The sequence below is a fragment of the Hydrogenophaga taeniospiralis CCUG 15921 genome (genome assembly GCF_001592305.1).
Taxonomy (GTDB): Bacteria; Pseudomonadota; Gammaproteobacteria; order Burkholderiales; family Burkholderiaceae_C; genus Hydrogenophaga; species Hydrogenophaga taeniospiralis.
Genome location: NZ_BCWR01000005.1, coordinates 362032 through 379543, shown reverse-complemented (window position 1 = coordinate 379543; position 17512 = coordinate 362032). Strand labels below are relative to the sequence as shown.

Sequence of the window (17512 nt, the reverse complement as noted above, 5' to 3'; positions counted from 1 at the left end):
CGGGCTTACGCGGTGAGGCTGTTGGCTGGGGGCACGAAGGCGGGTGCGGCGGGGCTGCCCGCCGACAGCGTGAGCACCTCGTAGCCGGTTTCGGTGACCAGGATGGTGTGTTCCCACTGGGCCGACAGCGATCGGTCCTTGGTGACGATGGTCCAGCCATCGCCCATTTCCTTGATGTCGCGCTTGCCCGCGTTGATCATGGGCTCGATGGTGAAGGTCATGCCGGGTTTGAGCTCTTCGAGCGTGCCCGGGCGGCCATAGTGCAGCACCTGGGGTTCTTCGTGGAAACGGCGTCCGATGCCGTGGCCGCAGAACTCGCGCACCACCGAATAACCGTTGCTTTCCGCAAAGACCTGGATCGCGTGGCCGATGTCGCCCAGGTGCAGGCCGGGTTTGACCATGACGATGCCCTTCCACATGGCCTCGTAGGTCACGCGGCACAGGCGCCTGGCCTGGATGCTGCAGGCGGCCTCGCCGCCGATCATGTACATGCGGCTGTTGTCGCCATACCAGCCTTCGGGCGTGATCACGGTCACGTCCACGTTCAGGATGTCGCCCTTCTTGAGCGGCTTCTCGTTGGGGATGCCATGGCACACCACGTGGTTGATCGAGGTGCAGAGGTGGCCGGGGTAGGGGGGGTAGCCGGCGGGCTGGTAGCCGATGGTGGCGGAGACCGTACCCTGCTGCTTCATGTACTCGGCCGCCAGGCGGTCGATCTCCAGCGTGGTCACCCCCGGCTGGATCAGTGGCGTGAGGTGGTCCAGCACTTCAGAGGCCAGCTTGCAGGCCACGCGCATGCCCGCGATGCCGGCTTCGTCTTTGTAGGTGATGCTCATGGGACGCGATTATCCTGCGGACCGCAACGCCTTGAAACGACAGGGGAATCCGCCACGGGCCCCGAGTAAAATGCCGGGTTTCCACCCATCCCCCCGGGCCATCCCGCGCCCGCCAGCCCCAAGGCCACCCACCGTGACCCTGCACCTGCGCTTCTTCGATGGCGGCAACGCCGTCAGCGACTTCAAAGTCCAGCAAATCCTGCCCCGTCTCGCGGGTATTTCCGACAAGATCACCGGCCTCTCGGCCCGCTTCGTGCACCTGGCGTCGTTCGACGCGGCGCCTGATGCGGCCACGCTGGACCGTGTGGGCCAGCTCATGGCCTATGGCGAGCCGGCCACCGAGGCCCACTTGGCGCTGGAAAAAGCGGGCGCTCCAGCCCTGCTGGTGATGCCGCGCCTGGGCACCGTGTCGCCCTGGGCGTCCAAGGCCACCGACATCGCGCACAACTGCGGCCTGGCGCTGCACCGCGTGGAGCGGCTGGTCGAGTTCCGCATTGGCCTCAAGAGCGGCTTGCTGGGCAAGGCCAGCCTGAGTGCCGAGCAGTTGCGCGCCGTGGCCGATGTGCTGCACGACCGCATGACCGAGGCCGTGACCACCGAGCGCAGCCAGGCCGAAGCCCTGTTCACCGAGCTGCACCCGGCGCCGATGGAACACGTGGACGTGCTCGGCGGTGGCCGCGCTGCCTTGGAAAAGGCCAACGCCACATGGGGCCTGGCGCTCGCCGACGACGAGATCGACTACCTGGTCAACGCGTTCAATGGTCTGAAGCGCAACCCGACCGACGTCGAGTTGATGATGTTCGCGCAGGCCAACAGCGAACACTGCCGCCACAAGATCTTCAACGCGCAGTTCACCATCGACGGCGTGGCGCAGGACAAGAGCCTGTTCGGCATGATCCGCCACACGCACCAGACGGCGCCGCAGCACACCATCGTGGCGTACTCCGACAACGCCTCCATCATGGAAGGCAGCGAGGTGGAACGTTTCGTGGCGCGCGCCGGGCAGGGCGCATCGCCGGCCTACGCCAGTCAGGCCGCGACCAATCACATCCTGATGAAGGTGGAGACCCACAACCACCCGACCGCGATTTCCCCGTTCCCCGGCGCCGCCACCGGTGCGGGTGGTGAGATCCGCGACGAAGGAGCCACCGGTCGCGGCTCCAAGCCCAAGGCCGGCCTGACCGGATTCACCGTTTCCAAACTCTGGGGCGGCCTCTCCGACCAGCCGGGCGGCAAACCCGAGCACATCGCCAGCCCGCTGCAGATCATGACCGAGGGCCCGCTGGGCGGCGCCGCGTTCAACAACGAATTCGGCCGGCCCAACCTGCTGGGCTATTTCCGCGAATACGAGCAGGACGTGGCGGGCGTGACCCGGGGTTACCACAAGCCCATCATGATCGCGGGCGGTCTGGGCGTGATCGATTCGAAGCTCACGAAGAAGATCGATTTCCCGGCCGGCACGCTGCTGATCCAGCTCGGCGGCCCGGGCATGAAGATCGGCATGGGCGGCGGCGCCGCCAGCTCCATGGCCAGCGGCACCAACGCCGCGTCGCTGGACTTCGACTCCGTGCAGCGCGGCAACCCCGAAATCGAGCGCCGCGCGCAGGAGGTCATCAACCACTGCTGGGCGCAGGGCGAGCAGAACCCGGTGCTGTTCATCCACGACGTGGGCGCGGGCGGCCTGTCCAACGCCTTTCCCGAGCTGGTGAACGACGCCGGCCGGGGTGCCCGCTTTGATCTGCGCGCCGTGCCGCTGGAAGAGAGCGGCCTGGCACCCAAGGAAATCTGGTGCAACGAGAGTCAGGAACGCTACGTGCTGGCCATCGCGCCGGAGTCGCTGGAACAGTTCAAAGCCTTCTGCGAACGCGAGCGCTGCCCGTTTTCGGTGGTGGGCGTGGCTACGGAAGAACGGCACCTGTTCGTGGGCAATGAAGACGCCGTGCGCCGCGCCGGGCCGCCCCAAGCAAGCACAGCCCCCTCGGGGGGCAGCGAACCACACGAAGTGGGGAGCGTGGGGGCTGCAGTCAACATGCCCATGGACGTGCTGCTGGGCAAACCGCCCAAGATGCACCGCGACGTCAAGACAGTCGAACGCACTGGCCAGCCCATGGACCTGACGGGCGTGGACCTGCAGCAGGCCGTGATCGACGTGCTGAGCCACCCGACCGTGGCGTCCAAGCGCTTCCTCATCACCATCGGCGACCGCACCGTGGGTGGACTGTCGCACCGCGACCAGATGGTTGGCCCCTGGCAGGTGCCGGTGGCCGACTGCGCCGTGACCCTGGCCGATTTCCAGGGCTTCGCGGGCGAAGCCATGAGCATGGGCGAGCGCACACCGCTGGCCGGCATCAACGCCGCGGCGTCGGGCCGCATGGCGGTGGCCGAAGCCATCACCAACCTGCTGGCCGCGCCGATTGAATTGCCGCGCGTGAAGCTGTCGGCCAACTGGATGGCCGCTTGCGGCGAACCGGGCGAAGACGCCGCGCTGTACGAGACCGTGAAGGCCGTGGGCATGGAGCTGTGCCCGGCGCTGGGCATTTCCATCCCCGTGGGCAAGGACAGCCTGTCCATGCGCACGCAGTGGAGCGCCGGCTCGGACAAGAAAAAGGTCACCTCGCCGGTGAGCCTGATCGTCACCGGCTTCGCCACCCTGGCCGACGTGCGCGGCACGCTTACGCCGCAGCTGAACAACCAGATCGAAGACACGACGCTCGTGCTGATCGACCTCGGCAAGGGCCAGAACCGCATGGGCGGCAGCGTGCTCGGCCAGGTGCTGGGCCAGTTCGGTGACACCGTGCCCGATCTGGACGATGCCAAAGACCTCGTTAACCTCGTCAACGCCATCAACACCTTGCGCGCCCAGGGCCGCATCCTCGCCTACCACGACCGCAGCGACGGCGGCCTGCTGGCCACCGTGGCCGAAATGGCCTTCGCCGGCCACGTGGGCGTGGCGCTGAACGTGGACATGCTTCTGCTGGAGGGCGACGGCATCAGCGACAGCCGCATGGACAGCGGCGACGCCAAGAACTGGGCCACCCAGGTGGCCGCGCGCCGCCAGGAACTCACGCTCAAGGCCCTATTCAGCGAAGAGCTGGGCGTGGTGCTGCAGGTGGCCACCGAGCACCGCAACGACGTGATGCAGACGCTGCGCGAGCACGGCCTCTCCAAACACAGCCACTTCATCGGCAAGACCCGCCCGGCGTCGTCCGGCATGGATGTGGGCAAGGGCCAGTTGCAGGTCTGGCGCGACACCAAGGCCGTGTTCAGCGCCAGCCTGTTCGACCTGCACCAGGTCTGGGACAGCGTGAGCTGGAAGATCAACCAGCAGCGCGACAACCCGGCCTGCGCCGACGCCGAACACGCCGCGGCCGGCTTGGCCGCCGACCCCGGCATGCACGTGGCGCTGAGCTTCGATTCGGCGGACAACGTGGCCGCGCCGTTCCTGAACCTGTCGAAACCGAAGGTCGCCATCCTGCGCGAGCAGGGCGTGAACTCGCACGTGGAGATGGCGTATGCCTTCACCCAGGCCGGCTTCGAGGCCTACGACGTGCACATGACCGACCTGCAGTCGGGCCGCGCGAAACTGGCCGACTTCAAGGGCGTGGTCGCCTGTGGCGGTTTCAGCTACGGCGACACGCTGGGGGCCGGCATCGGCTGGGCGCGCAGCATCACCTTCAACCCGCTGCTGTCCGAGCAGTTCCAGGGCTTCTTTGGCCGCCAAGACACCTTCGGCTTGGGCGTGTGCAACGGCTGCCAGATGTTTGCCGAGCTGGCCGACATCATCCCCGGCGCCGAGGCCTGGCCGCGCTTCACCACCAACCAGAGCGAGCGCTTCGAGGCCCGCCTGTCCATGGTCGAGGTGCTGGAATCGCCCAGCCTGTTCCTGCAGGGCATGGCCGGCAGCCGCCTGCCGATCGCGGTGGCGCACGGCGAAGGTTTCGCCAACTTCAAGCACCGCGGCAATCCGGCGCAGGCCATTGCGGCCATGCGTTTCGTGGACAACCAGGGCGCGGCGACCGAGCAATACCCGTTCAACCCCAACGGCAGCCCGGCCGGCCTGACAGCCGTGACCACGGCCGACGGCCGCTTCACGGCCATGATGCCGCACCCCGAGCGCGTGTTTCGCAACATCCAGATGAGCTGGACCAGCGGCGACCCGAGTGCCCATAGCCCGTGGATGCGCATCTGGCGCAACGCGCGCAAATGGGTGGCTTGACTCGTTGTTTATCTAAACCTGACTGAACGCAACCATGGCCGCCTCCAGCCTCTTAGCCCTGATCGACGACATCGCCACCCTGCTTGACGACGTGGCCGTCATGACCAAGGTGGCTGCCCGCCAGGGCATGTCCGCCGCCGACGACGTGGCTGCCATGACGCAGATGGCGGCGAAAAAAACCGCCGGTGTGCTGGGTGACGATCTGGCGCTCAACGCGCAACAGGTCACCGGCGTCAAGGCCGACCGGGAACTGCCCGTGGTCTGGGCGGTGGCCAAGGGTTCCCTGAAGAACAAGGCGATCCTCGTGCCCGCCGCGCTGGCCATCAGCGCCGTGGCGCCCTGGGCCATCACGCCTCTGCTGATGCTGGGCGGCCTGTTCCTCTGTTACGAAGGTACCGAGAAGGTGGTGCACGCGCTGGCCAGCCGCAAAGCCGAAGACCAGCAGCACCACGCCGAACTGGTGCAGGCGGTCAACGACGAGCAGGTCGACCTGGTGGCCTTCGAGAAGGAGAAGATCCAGGGCGCCGTGCGCACCGACTTCATCCTCTCGGCCGAGATCATCGTCATCACCCTGGGCAGCGTGGCCGACGCCAGCTTCGCGCGCCAGGTGGCCGTGCTGGTAGGCATCTCCATCATCATGACCATCGGTGTTTACGGCCTGGTGGGCGGCATCGTCAAGCTCGATGACGCTGGCCTGTACCTCAGCCGCCAGGCGGCGGCCTGGAAGCAGGCCATCGGACGCGGCATCGTCGGCGCGGCACCGTGGCTGATGAAAGGCCTGTCGGTCGTGGGCACGGCCGCGATGTTCCTGGTGGGCGGCGGCATTCTGGTGCACGGCGTGCCCGCCATCGGCCACGGCATCGAAGACTTTGCGCACACGCTGGGCTGGATGGGTCCCATCGTGTCCAGCCTGGCCGGCGCCCTGGTCGGGCTGGCCGCGGGCGGCGTGGTGCTGGCCGTCGTGGGGCTGTGGGGTCGATTCCGCTCGTCCGGGAAATCGGCTGCGGCCCACTGAGCGCGCGCGGCACGTCCTGAACCCACACGGCTTGCACGGCGGGCGTATCCCCCATCAGAGGGGCGGGGGCCCTTGCAAATTGCGGGTGATGAGCCCCTAATACGCCTTGATCTGGCCCGGGCGGGCCGCGCCACGGCGCAGCGCCTGCGCCCGGGGATCGACAGTCGTGAAGAACGGGGGTCGAGCGCCCATGGACGGGATCTTCATCAGCTACCGACGCGACGACTCGGCGGGCTACGCCGGGCGCCTGTACGACCGGCTGGCCACCCACTTCGGCACCGAGCGCGTGTTCATGGACGTCGAGGGCATCGAACCCGGTGCCGATTTCGTCAACGCGATCGAAGAGGCGGTGAGCTCCTGCCGCGTGCTCATCGTCATGATCGGTGACGAATGGACCCACGGCACCGACGCCGCCGGGCGCCGCCGGCTCGACGACCCCAACGACTTTGTCCGGCTCGAAACCAGCGCGGCGCTCCAACGCGGTATCCGTGTGGTGCCGGTGCTGGTGGGCGGTGCAGTCATGCCGCGCGCCGAAGAATTGCCCGAGGACCTCAAGCCGCTGACACGCCGCCAGGCGGTGGAGATCAACCACAAGCAGTGGGACGCATCCTCCAGCGAACTGATTGCCACGCTGGAGCGGATTCTGGTGCACGAGGGCGGCCCGGAGCCGTTGCCGCTCAAGGTTGCCCGCCGGGGCCCGGCCGCGTTGGCGAGCAAGGCCGTGGGGAGAAAGGTGCCCTGGGTCTGGCCGGCCGCCGCAGCGGGCACTGTGCTGCTGGGTGCGGGCTTGTGGTGGCTGCTGCCGCTGGGCGGGCCGCCTTCCGAAGCACGGGCGCCAGCGCCGCCGCTGGTGGCGGCCGAGCCCGAGCCGGCCGCGCCGGTGGTGGTCGCCTCCGCGCCGAAGACCGAAACGCCGACCCCGGTGGCTGTGGTGGTCCCCAGTGCGACCACCCCGCCACCGGCGGCCCCGAAGGCATCGGGCGAGGTGGTGAAACCATCCCCATCCCTGCCAAACCCAACACCAAACCCAACCCCGGCGCCGGCGCCGGCGCCGGCACCGGTGGTCACACCGCCACTGATCCACGAATTCAGGGCCGAGGCGGGCGAGGGCGGCACGCGCCTGTGTTACCGGGTCAGCAACGCCGACAGCGTCACGCTGTCACCGCGCCCCGGTGAACTCGAACGCTCCGGCCGCGACTGTGTGGTGGTGGACGTGGATGCCATCACCACGTTCACGCTCACCGCGCGCCACGCGGACCAGGCGGTGCGCAAGACCCTGCGGGTGTCGCCGCCCCGGGTCATCGTGGCGAGACCTGTGGCGCCTGTCGTGCCCGTGGCACCCGAGGCGCGACCCGTCCCGACCGTGCCCGCGTCGTCGGCCTCGGCCCTGCCGCGCAGGGGCGAGAGCTGGGTCTACCAGTCGTCCGGCAAATGGCGCACCAGCCCGAAGCGCCGGTTCGAGGTGACGATCCAGTCGCTGGTCGACGGCCTGGCCACCGATGCCCTTCGCCCCGTCGATCCCGACGCCGGGCCGAGGGCCGAATCGCGGCGCTCGCGCAGTGGCGTACCGGGCTTCGTCACCTGGAGCGAGATCGGCTTCGAGTTCAGTCCCTATCTGGGCGCGTCCGTCTCGCTCGCCGAGATGGGCTCGCAGCGCGGCTTCGCCACCCCCGACCACGACCCGCAGTGGGGCAACTGGTATTCGCAGGCCAAGGTGCTGGGGCAGGAGCCGGTCAGCGTGCCCGCCGGCAGCTTCTCGGCCCACAAGGTTGAGGTCTGGAGTAGCCGTGGCGCCACGGGCGGACCTACCGTGGCCCAGGTCGAACCGGTGCGTGTGCACTACCTGGTGTGGTACGCGCCCGAGGTGAGACGCTACGTGAAGATGCAGCGCCGCATTCTGTCCGCGGCCGGCAGCGAAATGGAGAAAGACGTGTTCGAACTCGTGGCGCACCGCCAGCCCTAGGCCGCTTGACATGCATCAAGCCTTGCTCACGCCCCGTCCCTGAACGCCCGGTCATGCGGTACAAAGAACCATTCCCAGCGGTCGGGCGCCATGCGCCGCGCTGATCACCCTCACACCTCTCAGGAGCCCCCATGATTGCCCAGCCCCCGGTCGATGCCGACGCCCCGCTGAACAACTTTTCCAACTGCCACGCAGGGATCGTCAAGCGCCTGACCGCGCTTGACGAGTTGCCCGCCTTGCTGGAGCCTGCCGCCAGGGCGCGCCAAATTGCCGAGGAATCGCTCGAATTTTTCCGCGAAGCCATCTTCGAACACCACCTGGAAGAAGAGCGTGAACTGTTCCCCGCGGTGATCGCCAGTGCCCAGCCCGGCGCGGAACTCGAACGGGTCAAGGCCATGGCCAAGCGTCTGACCGATGAACACCGCGCCATTGAGGCCCTCTGGAAACAGCTGGAAAAAGGCCTGAAGCCGGTCGCCAAAGGCCAGAGCACCCGGCTGGACGTGAGCGAGCTGCACCGCCTCGTCACCGAATACAAGGCCCACGCCACCTTCGAGGAAACCGAGTTCCTGCCCCTGAGCGAAGAAATCCTCGGTCGCAACAGCAACCACATGGCCGCGCTGGGGATGTCGCTGCACATGCGGCATGTGCCGCCGGTGAACGCCTATATCTGATCGGGTGCTGGGCCGGCTTCAGCCCGCCGCCGAGCGGTTCGGCCGCGCCTTATAGAACGTCACCGGGCTCGCCGGGACGGCGTTCAACACGCTGCGCTTGATTTTGCCCACCACGTGCATTTCGCAGGGCTTGCAGTCAAAGCGCAGCGTCAGTTTTTCGTGGCCGTTGATGAGCTGCATGGGTTCGGCACGCACGGTGCCCTGAACCCCCGTCACGCCCTTGGCCTGCTTGGGGCACAGGCTGAGGCTGTAGCGCACGCAGTGTTTGGTGATCATCAGGCTGACTTCACCTTCTTCCTCGTGGCTCTCGTAGGCCGCGGCGATCACGTTCACGCCATGTTTCGCGTAGAAGTCGTGGGCCTTGTGGTTGAACACGTTGGCCAGGTAGCTCAGCGTGTCTTCGGGGTAGGGGGCGGGCGGCTCCACCGGTTTTGCGCGCGGCAAGCGCTGCCACGCGGCGGCGCGGACGGCTTCGAGTTTGTCGATGGCTTCGCGGCGCAAGGGGTTGAGCAGCGAGGCGGGGACGAAGCGGGGTCCACTCAAATTCAGCGCCACGTCAATGGGCTGGAAGATGGTTTCGCCCAGGCGTGAGAGGCTGTCGCGCAGCCGGGCATCGGCCTGCGCCGGGTCTTTCGCGGGCTCCAGCTTGCAGGGCAGGGTGGCCGTGGCGCTGTGGCCGTCTTCATCGGTGACCGTCAGGCTCAGGCCGTCGGTGGTTTCGTCCAGTCTGAGCCAGGCGCCTATCCGGCGTTCGGCCGACTTCTTCTCCAGCCCGCGCACCCAGTCCATGTCGCGGTTGCGGTTGACCTGCACACCGCGCTTCAGGTCCTTGAAGCTGTCCATCGGGTCTTTGGGATAGACGCGCCAGTGGTTGCCGAGTTTTTCGGCCCGGTTGATCTGCAGGCCCACCAGCTCTTTCTGCAGGTCCAGGTAACACAGGCCGTCACCGTTGTGGATCACGGTGGCGGGGTCGTCGGTCTCCAGCTCCACAAAGTTGGGGCCGACCTTGGTCACGTAGCCGATGGGGCGACCGGGGTTCTTGGGGGTGTCGAAGGCACCGATGTCTTGCTGGCGGCCCTGCACAAAATAGTCGGTGAACTCGCGGTTGAAGTTCTGGTCCGGGTCGGGCTGGAAGTGGAAGGTGCATTCGCCGCTGGAGGCCCGCGCCAGCTCGGGGCGCTCTTCCAGAATCGCATCGAACAACACCCGGTAATGGGCGGTGATGTTCTTCACGTAGCCCATGTCCTTGTAGCGGCCTTCGATCTTGAAGCTGCGCGCGCCGGCGTCGATCAGGGCGCGCAGGTTGTCGCTCTGGTTGTTGTCCTTCATGCTCAGCACGTGCTTGTCGTGCGCGACGATGCGGCCCTGGCTGTCTTTCACTTCATAGGGCAGGCGGCAGGCCTGCGAGCAGTCGCCGCGGTTGGCACTGCGCCCGGTGTGGGCGTGGCTGATGAAGCATTGGCCGCTGTAGGCCACGCAGAGTGCGCCGTGGATGAAAAATTCCAGCGTGCAGCGATCCGGGTCGGTGGCGGCGCGGATGGCGGCGATCTGCTGCAGCGTGAGTTCACGCGCGAGCACGATCTGGGACAGGCCGGCGTCCTGCAGGAAGCGGGCTTTCTCGGGTGTGCGAATGTCGGTCTGGGTGCTGGCGTGCAGCTGGATCGGTGGCAGGTCGATCTCCAGCAGGCCCATGTCCTGGATGATGAGCGCGTCCACCCCCGCGTCGTAGAGCTGCCAGGCCAGCTTGCGCGCCGGCTCCAGCTCGTCGTCGCGCAGGATGGTGTTCATGGTCACGAAGATGCGGCTGCCGAAGCGGTGCGCATGTTTCACCAGCCGGACGATGTCCTGCACGCGGTTGTCGGCGCTGGTACGGGCGCCGAAGCCCGGTCCACCGATGTAGACCGCGTCGGCCCCGTGGTTCACAGCCTCGATGCCGATGTCGGCGTCGCGCGCGGGGGAGAGCAGTTCGAGTTGGTGCGGCAGCATGGTCGGTGGGGCTGGGCGAAGAGGCAGAATCGGGGAAAAAACCAAACCCGGTATTGTCCTGGAGAACGCCCATGAACGCAGCCACCGAAACTCCAAACACCGCCATCGTGCTCGTGCACGGTTCCTGGCACGGCGCCTGGTGCTGGCGCCGCGTGCTGCCGCTGCTGCGCGGCGCGGGTGTCGAAACCCATGCCGTCACGCTCACCGGCGTGGGCGAGCGGGCGCATCTGCTGAGCCCCGAGGTCGGCATCGATACCCACACCCAGGACGTGGTCGGTCTGATCGAGGCCGAAGAGCTGCAGCGCGTGGTGCTGGTGGGCCACAGCTATGGGGGCAACCTCATCACCTGCGTGGCCGACCGCCTGCAGCGCGCGCACCCGGGTCTGCTGCGCCACCTCGTTTACGTGGACGCGGGCGTGCCCAACCCCGGCGACAGCTGGAGCACGCCACACAGCCCGGAAACCGTGGCCAAGCGCGTGGAGCAATCGCAGGCCAGCGGCGGCCTGAGTTTTCCGCCGCCGGACGCTTCGTTGTTCGGCCTGGAAGGCGCCGACCGCGACTGGGTCAACCGCCGGCAGACGCCCCAGCCGTTCCGGCTGTACCAGGAGCCGCTGCACTTCGACCCGAACCTGGTCTGGGCCGTGCCACACAGCTTCATCGACTGCACCAACCCGCCGCTGGCCACCATCGCGGCGTCGCGCCAGCGCGTGCGCAGCGAACCGGGCTGGACGGTGTACGAACTGGCGACAGGGCACGACCCGATGGTGAGCGCGCCGCAGGAGTTGGCTGAGTTGCTGTTGGGCATCCACAGGGCCGCATGATTCAGACAGACAGATGTACAGGGAAGACATGAGCTTTTCGATCACTATCCGGCGAGCGATCCGCCGGAACTTGGCCTGGGTCGCCTTGCTGATGGCATGGCCTGTGGCGGTCCTCGCCAATTGCGAACGTTCGGACAAGGACTGGGGCCTGGTCACGTTCGGTCTTGATCTGCCCAGCCCGGGCCCGGTCAAAGGAGGGGCGCTGCCAACGGACATTGTTCAGCGCTACGCCAAAGGCCCCGTGCGCCTGGCACCTTTGTTGGCCGCAGGTGATTTTTCGGGTGCCCAGGCCCATTGGGACCAGATAGCCCAGCTGGCCGTGCGAGAGCAGCAGACGAGGGCGATGACCCGCAGCCTGTTTTCTCTGGATGGGCGGGGCCTGATGCTCTTGGACAAGGCGCAGGCCTGGTTGACCCGTCACCCCCAGTCCCCCGCGGCTCAATTGACCTTGGCGACGGCCTACGTCGAAGCTGCGACGGAGGCCAGGGGCGGAAATGCCATTGGGTTTACGCGCTCGATCCAGTTGGATCACATGCGCGCGCGCTTCCAACTCGCCGACCCGTTGATCGAGGCACTGTTGCCTAGAAAAGATATCTACGGCATGGGTGCGCGCTACCTGTTGGCCACTCGCGGCATGCTGGGGGGCAGCTCCAGCGCGGGGTGGTCCGCGCTCATGGAGGTCATTGCCTACGCGCCGCACGACGAGAACCTCTACCAGATCGCTGCCGGGTATGCACATCCCCGGTGGTCCAGCGGCACCTCGCCCATGCGCCTCCGGGCCCTGCTGGCCCTGGCGCACCGGCACCGGCTTCCCGAGCCGCACATGACCGCGCTGAAGCAGGCGTTTGACGCCATCGATCGCCCACCCGAACGCATCGCCAACCCGCAGGCGGTGCGCCCGTACTGGGAAGCGCGCGTGTCGGCGGCGCCGACACTGCACAATCTGGTGGACTGGATGGAGGCCGAGTACCGCCTGACGAACTGGCCGCTGCTGCTGGACATCACGCAGCGCATTCACGTCCTGTACCCGCAGCACCGCCGCGCCTGGGAAGTCAGGAGCTGGGCCCTCAAACAGATGGACCGCCCCCATGAGGCGTACCAGGCGGCCATGGCCGCGGCCACCGTCGGCAGCGACTGGGCCATGAGCGAAGTGATCCAAAGCCATGTGCGGGGTGGCATGGGGCGCCCACTGAAAGACTTCGCCGGCCTGTACGCTCACTGCCAGATGGCGGGTGCTCTGGCCTTGCCCAGCGGTGCCAATTGCCTGGGGTCGTCCCACACCGAAGGATTTGGTGGCGCGCGCATTGACCATCGAGAAGCCCTGCGCTGGCACCTGATGGCCGCACGGGGCGGGCACAGCAATTCCGCCCACGACGTGGCGGTGCTGTTGCCTCGCATCGTGAAGGACGCCGCTCAACGGGCCGATGTGGATGCGGCGGCGGGCTATTGGCTGCAGGCCGCCGCCAGGAAAGGTCATCAAATCGCCAGCAACAAGCTGGCCGCGCGTCCCGGCTGGGGGCTGTCGTGTGACGATCGGCGCAAAGCGAACATCGCGCCGCCATGATGCAGCGCGTGGGCCCGATGGCCAGCCGTCTCGACCGCATCGACCTGCTGCGCGCCACCGCCATGCTGTGGATGACGGTGTTCCATTTCTGCTTTGACCTCGACCACTTCGGGTTCATCCGCGCGGACTTCCACCACGATCCGTTCTGGACCTGGCAGCGCAGCGCCATCGTGAGCCTGTTCCTGTTCACCGCCGGGCTGTCGCAGGCGGTGGCCTTGTCGCAGGGGCAGGGCTGGCCGCGTTTCTGGCGGCGCTGGGGACAGGTGGCGGGCGCGGCCCTGCTGGTCACGGTGGGCTCGATGCTGATGTTTCCCAAGAGCTTCATCTACTTCGGGGTGCTGCACGGCATCGCGGTGATGCTGATCGTGGTGCGGCTGACCGCTGGTTGGGGCGCCTGGCTGTGGCCGCTGGGCGCGCTGGCGATCGCGGCCAAATTCATCGCCCCGGTGGTGATCGCCGCCGTGCCGGCACTGACCGTGTTCAACAGCCCGGGCCTGAATGCGCTGGGCTTCATCAGCCGCCTGCCGGTGACGGAGGACTACGTGCCGCTGCTGCCCTGGCTGGGCGTGATGTGGTGGGGCGTGGCCGCGGGGCGCTGGGCCTTGCTGCACCGGCCGCAGTGGCTGGGCTCGGGGGACGCGCCGGCCACCGGCCTGCAACGCGGCCTGGTGACGCTGGGGCGCTGGAGCCTGAGCTACTACCTGCTGCACCAGCCGGTGTTGATCGGATTGCTGACGGCCCTGGTCTGGCTGCGCGGGCCCTGACCCCCCGCCTGGCCGTCCCAGGGTGGATCAGCCCCCTTGGGTGGTGCGACCCGTGGAGCGTGGGGCGCCCATCTTCAGCCAGCACAGAACGGCCGCAGGAACTGCCCGGCCACAAAGAGGTCTTTCTCGATCGCGCGCCGCACCCCGGCGCTGTCGCGCAGCCGCAGCGCCATCACCGCGTCGCCGTGCGCCTCGTTGATCACGCGCAGCGAGGCAGGCACCTCGAACAGTTTGTTGGACAGTGGCCCGACCTTGAGCCAGACGGTTTCGATCAGCGAGAGCAGGGTGGGCGACGCGGCAGCCTGGTACAGGCGCTGGTGAAAGAGCTCGTTGGCGTCCAGGTAAGCCTTGGCGTCGTTGACCTTGAGCGCGTCGCGCATCTTCTGTTCCAGCGCCAGCAGCTCGGCCACGCCTGCGGCGTCCAGCCGGTGCGCGCCACGTTCGGCGGCTTCTCCTTCGAGCAGCAACCGCGTCTGCAGCACGTCATCGAACTCGGCGAGCGACAGCCTGGGCACCAGCATGCCGCTGTGCGGCACATTGACCAGCGCACCCTCGGCCGCCAGCCGCTGCAGAGCGGCGCGCACAGGCATGACGCCGACGCCCAGTTGCTCGGCGATGGGGTGGATCTTGAGCCGTTCGCCCGGCAGGAATTTGCCCACCGTGACCCACTGGCGCAGGCGCAGGTAGGTGCTGTCCTGCTGGGTGGTGGCGGTGGTGTGTTTCATCGGCTTGCGGGGGCCTTGATCTGGCTGATCACTTCGTCCAGCGCGGTGAGCAACTGCTCTACCTGGGCCACAGTGGTCTGCGGGCAGACCAGCATCATGTTGTGAAAGGGCGTGATCATCACACCGCGGTTGAGCAGGCCGAGGTGGATCAAGTGTTCCAGCTCGCCGTCGAGCGCATGCCCGGCCTCGCTGCCATTGCGCGGTGCCTGGGGGCAGAACTGGAATTCGGTACGCGCACCCATCTGGGTCACGCACCAGGGCAGCGCGTGGCGCGCGAGGGTCTGGCGAATCCCGTCCGCGAGCCGTGCCGAGAGGGCCAGCATGTGCTCGTACGCGGCGGGCGTCATCACCTCGGCCAGCGTGGCGCGCATGGCCGCCATGGCCAGCATGTTGCCGGTGAGCGTGGTGCCGATGCCGCTGTGGCCGGGTGGCGCATCCTGCTTGGCCTTCACGGCGCGCTCGGCCAGGCGGGCGCTCATGCCGTAGACCGCGCAGGGAACGCCGCCGCCCACCGGCTTGCCAAGCACCAGGGCGTCGGCCTCGATGCCGTGGGCGCGGGCATAGCCGCCGGGGCCGGTGCTGATGGTGTGGGTCTCGTCCATCACCAGCAAGGCGCCGTGTTGCTGGATGAGGACCTGCGCGGCCTGCCAGTAGCCGGGCTCGGGCAGCACCATGCCGATGTTGGTCATGACCGGTTCGGCCAGCACGCAGGCCACGTCGCCTTGTTTGAGGGCCGCTTCCAGCGCGGGCAGGTCATTGAACTCGATCACGACGGTGTGCTCGGTGAGGTCGTGCACCTGGCCGAGCAGGCTGTCGCGTTGGGCCGGCTGGCCGTTGACCAGATCGACGAACACGTCTTCGATGGTGCCGTGGTAACAGCCGTTGAACACCAGCAGCTTCTGGCGCCCGGTGGCCGCGCGGATCCAGCGCACGATGTAGCGGTTGGCGTCGGTCGCGCTCAGGGCGAACTGCCAGAACGGCAGGCCGAAGCGCTCGCTCAAGGCCTGGCCCACCGCCGCCGCATCGGCTGTAGCCAGCATGGTGGTGTACCCCCGCGTGGCCTGCCGCACCAGCGCGGCGGCCACCGGCGCGGGCGCATGGCCCAACATCGCGCCGGTGTCACCGAGGCAGAAGTCCACCAGCGTGTGGCCGTCCGCGTCGATCACCAGCGCACCCTGCGCGCTGTCCACGTGCAGGGCAAACGGCGTACCCCAGTCGTTCATCCAGTGCAGCGGCACGCCGAACAGCAGGTGCTGCCGGGCCTGTGCGGCGAGTTCGGCGGAGCGCGGGTTGGCTCTGGCAAAGCTGGCGCGCTCGCGAGCGAGGAAGGCCTGGGCACGAGCCCAGTCAAGACCGGAGCGGCTGGGGGAGGAAGTGGCGTTCATGGACATCGGTGATCAATGACTTCAAGGGTTCAGCCGGAGCACGTGCACCATCCAGGGCAACCGAGGAACCGGCTTCGCCGGGCCCCTGGTTGCGTCCCCCTCCCGCCGCAGGCGAGAGAGGGGGAAGCCGCGCAGCGGCGCAGGGGGTGCTCTTCTAGACCAACAACAGCAGGTGTTCACGCTCCCACGAGCTGATGACGCGGTTGTAGGTGGCGTACTCCACCTCCTTGACGGCCAGGAAGGCGTCGATGAAGGCGCCGCCCAGCACCTCGCGCAGCGGCTCGCATTCGCGCATGCGGCGGATCGAGTCTTCCATGTGGCTCGGCAGTTCGTGGTCCATGGCCCAGGCGCTGCTGTTCATGGGTTCGGTGGGCTGGCGCTGCTCGACCATCCCCAGATAGCCGCAGGCCAGCGTGGCGGCCATGGCCAGGTAGGGGTTCACGTCCACGCCGGGCACGCGGTTCTCCAGCCGGCGGTTGGTGGCGTCCGACTCGGGCACACGGATGCCGCAGGTGCGGTTGTCGTAGCCCCACTGCACGTTGATCGGCGCCGACATGTGGCGTGCGAGCCGGCGGTACGAATTCACATACGGCGCAAGCATGGGCATGAGCTGCGGCACGTAGCGCTGCAGACCGGCGATGTAGTGGTGAAACGCGGGGCTCACCGAGCCGTCGGGCAGGCTGAAGATGTTGTCGCGCGTCTTCGCGTCCAGGATGCTCTGGTGGATGTGCATGGCGCTGCCTGGCTCGGCCTCCATGGGTTTGGCCATGAAGGTGGCGAAGATGCCGTGGCGCAGCGCGGTCTCGCGCACCGTGCGCTTGAACAGGAACACCCGGTCGGCCAGGTCCATGGCGTCTCCGTGGGTGAAATTGATCTCCATCTGGCCAGCGCCGGCTTCGTGGATCAGGGTTTCCACCCCCAGGCGGTGCACCTCGCAGAAACGCGAGAGCTCCAGGAAAAACGGGTCGAAGTCGTTCACCGCATCGATCGAATACGACTGGCGGCCGGCCTCGGGCTTGCCGGTGCGGCCCAGCGGTGGCTGCAGCGGTTCGTGCGGGTTCTGGTGGCGTGCCACCAGGTAGAACTCCATCTCGGGCGCCACCACCGCTTCCCAGCCACGCTCCTGGTACAGCCGCAGCACGCGGCGCAAGACGCAGCGCGGCGACAGGCTCACCGGCGACCCGTCGAACTCCTCGCAGTCGTGGATGATCACCGCCACCTGTTCAGCCGCCCAGGGCACGACCCGCGCGGTCGCCAGGTCAGGCACGCAGACCATGTCCGGGTCGGTATCGCCCACGAAGGCGGCGTTGTCGGGCTGCTGGCCGTTGACCGTGTTGAGCAGCACGCTCTTGGGCAGGCGCATGTGGCCGGAGTTGAGGAACAGGTCCTTGGGCAGGATCTTGCCGCGTGCGATGCCCGTCATGTCGGGGATGACGCACTCCACTTCCTGGATGCGGTGCTGGGACAGAAAGTCCTGGATGCTGAGTTTGGGTGGATACATGGAAGTCACCATATTTGATCAAATCAAGGCATGAATTATGACAATTAAGCCATGAATATGTCTTG

12 protein-coding genes are annotated in these 17512 nt (G+C 67.4%); 7 read left to right on the top strand and 5 right to left on the bottom strand.

What is annotated here, in order from left to right:
* Positions 1–5: 5 nt before the first annotated feature.
* Positions 6–836, bottom strand: coding sequence for a type I methionyl aminopeptidase (gene map / locus HTA01S_RS08305; RefSeq protein WP_068169152.1), 831 nt, complete (start codon positions 834–836; stop codon positions 6–8).
* Positions 837–969: 133 nt separating this feature from the next.
* Here map and purL point away from each other — a divergent pair, with 133 nt between their 5' ends.
* The 4 genes from purL (at position 970) to HTA01S_RS08285 (ending at position 8701) form a co-directional block, all read left to right on the top strand.
* Positions 970–5052 carry a phosphoribosylformylglycinamidine synthase gene (gene purL / locus HTA01S_RS08300; protein ID WP_068169150.1) on the top strand — a complete coding sequence of 1361 codons (4083 nt, stop codon included), beginning with the start codon at positions 970–972 and terminating at the stop codon, positions 5050–5052.
* Positions 5053–5086: 34 nt separating this feature from the next.
* Positions 5087–6067 (top strand): DUF808 domain-containing protein, encoded by a 981-nt coding sequence (locus HTA01S_RS08295; RefSeq protein WP_068169147.1) that lies wholly within the window; start codon positions 5087–5089, stop codon positions 6065–6067.
* A 190-nt stretch (positions 6068–6257) separates the two neighbouring features.
* Positions 6258–8030: a toll/interleukin-1 receptor domain-containing protein gene (locus tag HTA01S_RS25745; protein WP_068169144.1), complete on the top strand. Its 1773-nt coding sequence runs from the start codon at positions 6258–6260 to the stop codon at positions 8028–8030.
* 131 nt (positions 8031–8161) lie between these two features.
* Positions 8162–8701: a hemerythrin domain-containing protein gene (locus tag HTA01S_RS08285; protein WP_068169141.1), complete on the top strand. Its 540-nt coding sequence runs from the start codon at positions 8162–8164 to the stop codon at positions 8699–8701.
* 18 nt (positions 8702–8719) lie between these two features.
* Here HTA01S_RS08285 and HTA01S_RS08280 read toward each other — a convergent pair whose 3' ends face one another.
* Complete coding sequence (locus tag HTA01S_RS08280; RefSeq protein ID WP_068169137.1) at positions 8720–10687, bottom strand: peptidase U32 family protein; 1968 nt, start codon at positions 10685–10687, stop codon at positions 8720–8722.
* 71 nt (positions 10688–10758) lie between these two features.
* Here HTA01S_RS08280 and HTA01S_RS08275 point away from each other — a divergent pair, with 71 nt between their 5' ends.
* From HTA01S_RS08275 to HTA01S_RS08265, 3 genes are read left to right on the top strand one after another with little or no spacing between them, the layout of a single operon-like run.
* The gene (locus tag HTA01S_RS08275) at positions 10759–11508 is read left to right on the top strand and encodes an alpha/beta fold hydrolase (protein ID WP_068169135.1); all 750 of its coding nucleotides are present in this window, start codon (positions 10759–10761) and stop codon (positions 11506–11508) included.
* A gap of 28 nt (positions 11509–11536) precedes the next feature.
* On the top strand, positions 11537–13072 hold the full coding sequence (locus HTA01S_RS08270; protein ID WP_157572019.1) for an SEL1-like repeat protein: 1536 nt from the start codon (positions 11537–11539) through the stop codon (positions 13070–13072).
* A complete protein-coding gene (locus tag HTA01S_RS08265) occupies positions 13069–13836 on the top strand; it encodes a DUF1624 domain-containing protein (protein WP_068169131.1) in 768 nt (255 codons plus the stop codon). Before HTA01S_RS08270 ends, HTA01S_RS08265 begins: the two co-directional genes overlap by 4 nt.
* 74 nt (positions 13837–13910) lie before the next feature.
* Here the strand turns inward: HTA01S_RS08265 and HTA01S_RS08260 are convergent, their stop codons facing one another.
* The 3 genes from HTA01S_RS08260 to HTA01S_RS08250 all read right to left on the bottom strand — a co-directional run bounded on the left by HTA01S_RS08260 (position 13911) and on the right by HTA01S_RS08250 (position 17447).
* Positions 13911–14561, bottom strand: a complete 651-nt coding sequence (locus tag HTA01S_RS08260) for a GntR family transcriptional regulator (RefSeq protein ID WP_068169128.1) — start codon at positions 14559–14561, stop codon at positions 13911–13913.
* A complete protein-coding gene (locus HTA01S_RS08255) occupies positions 14558–15946 on the bottom strand; it encodes an aspartate aminotransferase family protein (protein ID WP_068169643.1) in 1389 nt (462 codons plus the stop codon). The genes HTA01S_RS08260 and HTA01S_RS08255 overlap by 4 nt, the downstream gene beginning before the upstream one ends.
* Before the next feature lie 154 nt (positions 15947–16100).
* Positions 16101–17447, bottom strand: coding sequence for a glutamine synthetase family protein (locus tag HTA01S_RS08250; RefSeq protein ID WP_068169126.1), 1347 nt, complete (start codon positions 17445–17447; stop codon positions 16101–16103).
* Positions 17448–17512 lie beyond the last annotated feature (65 nt).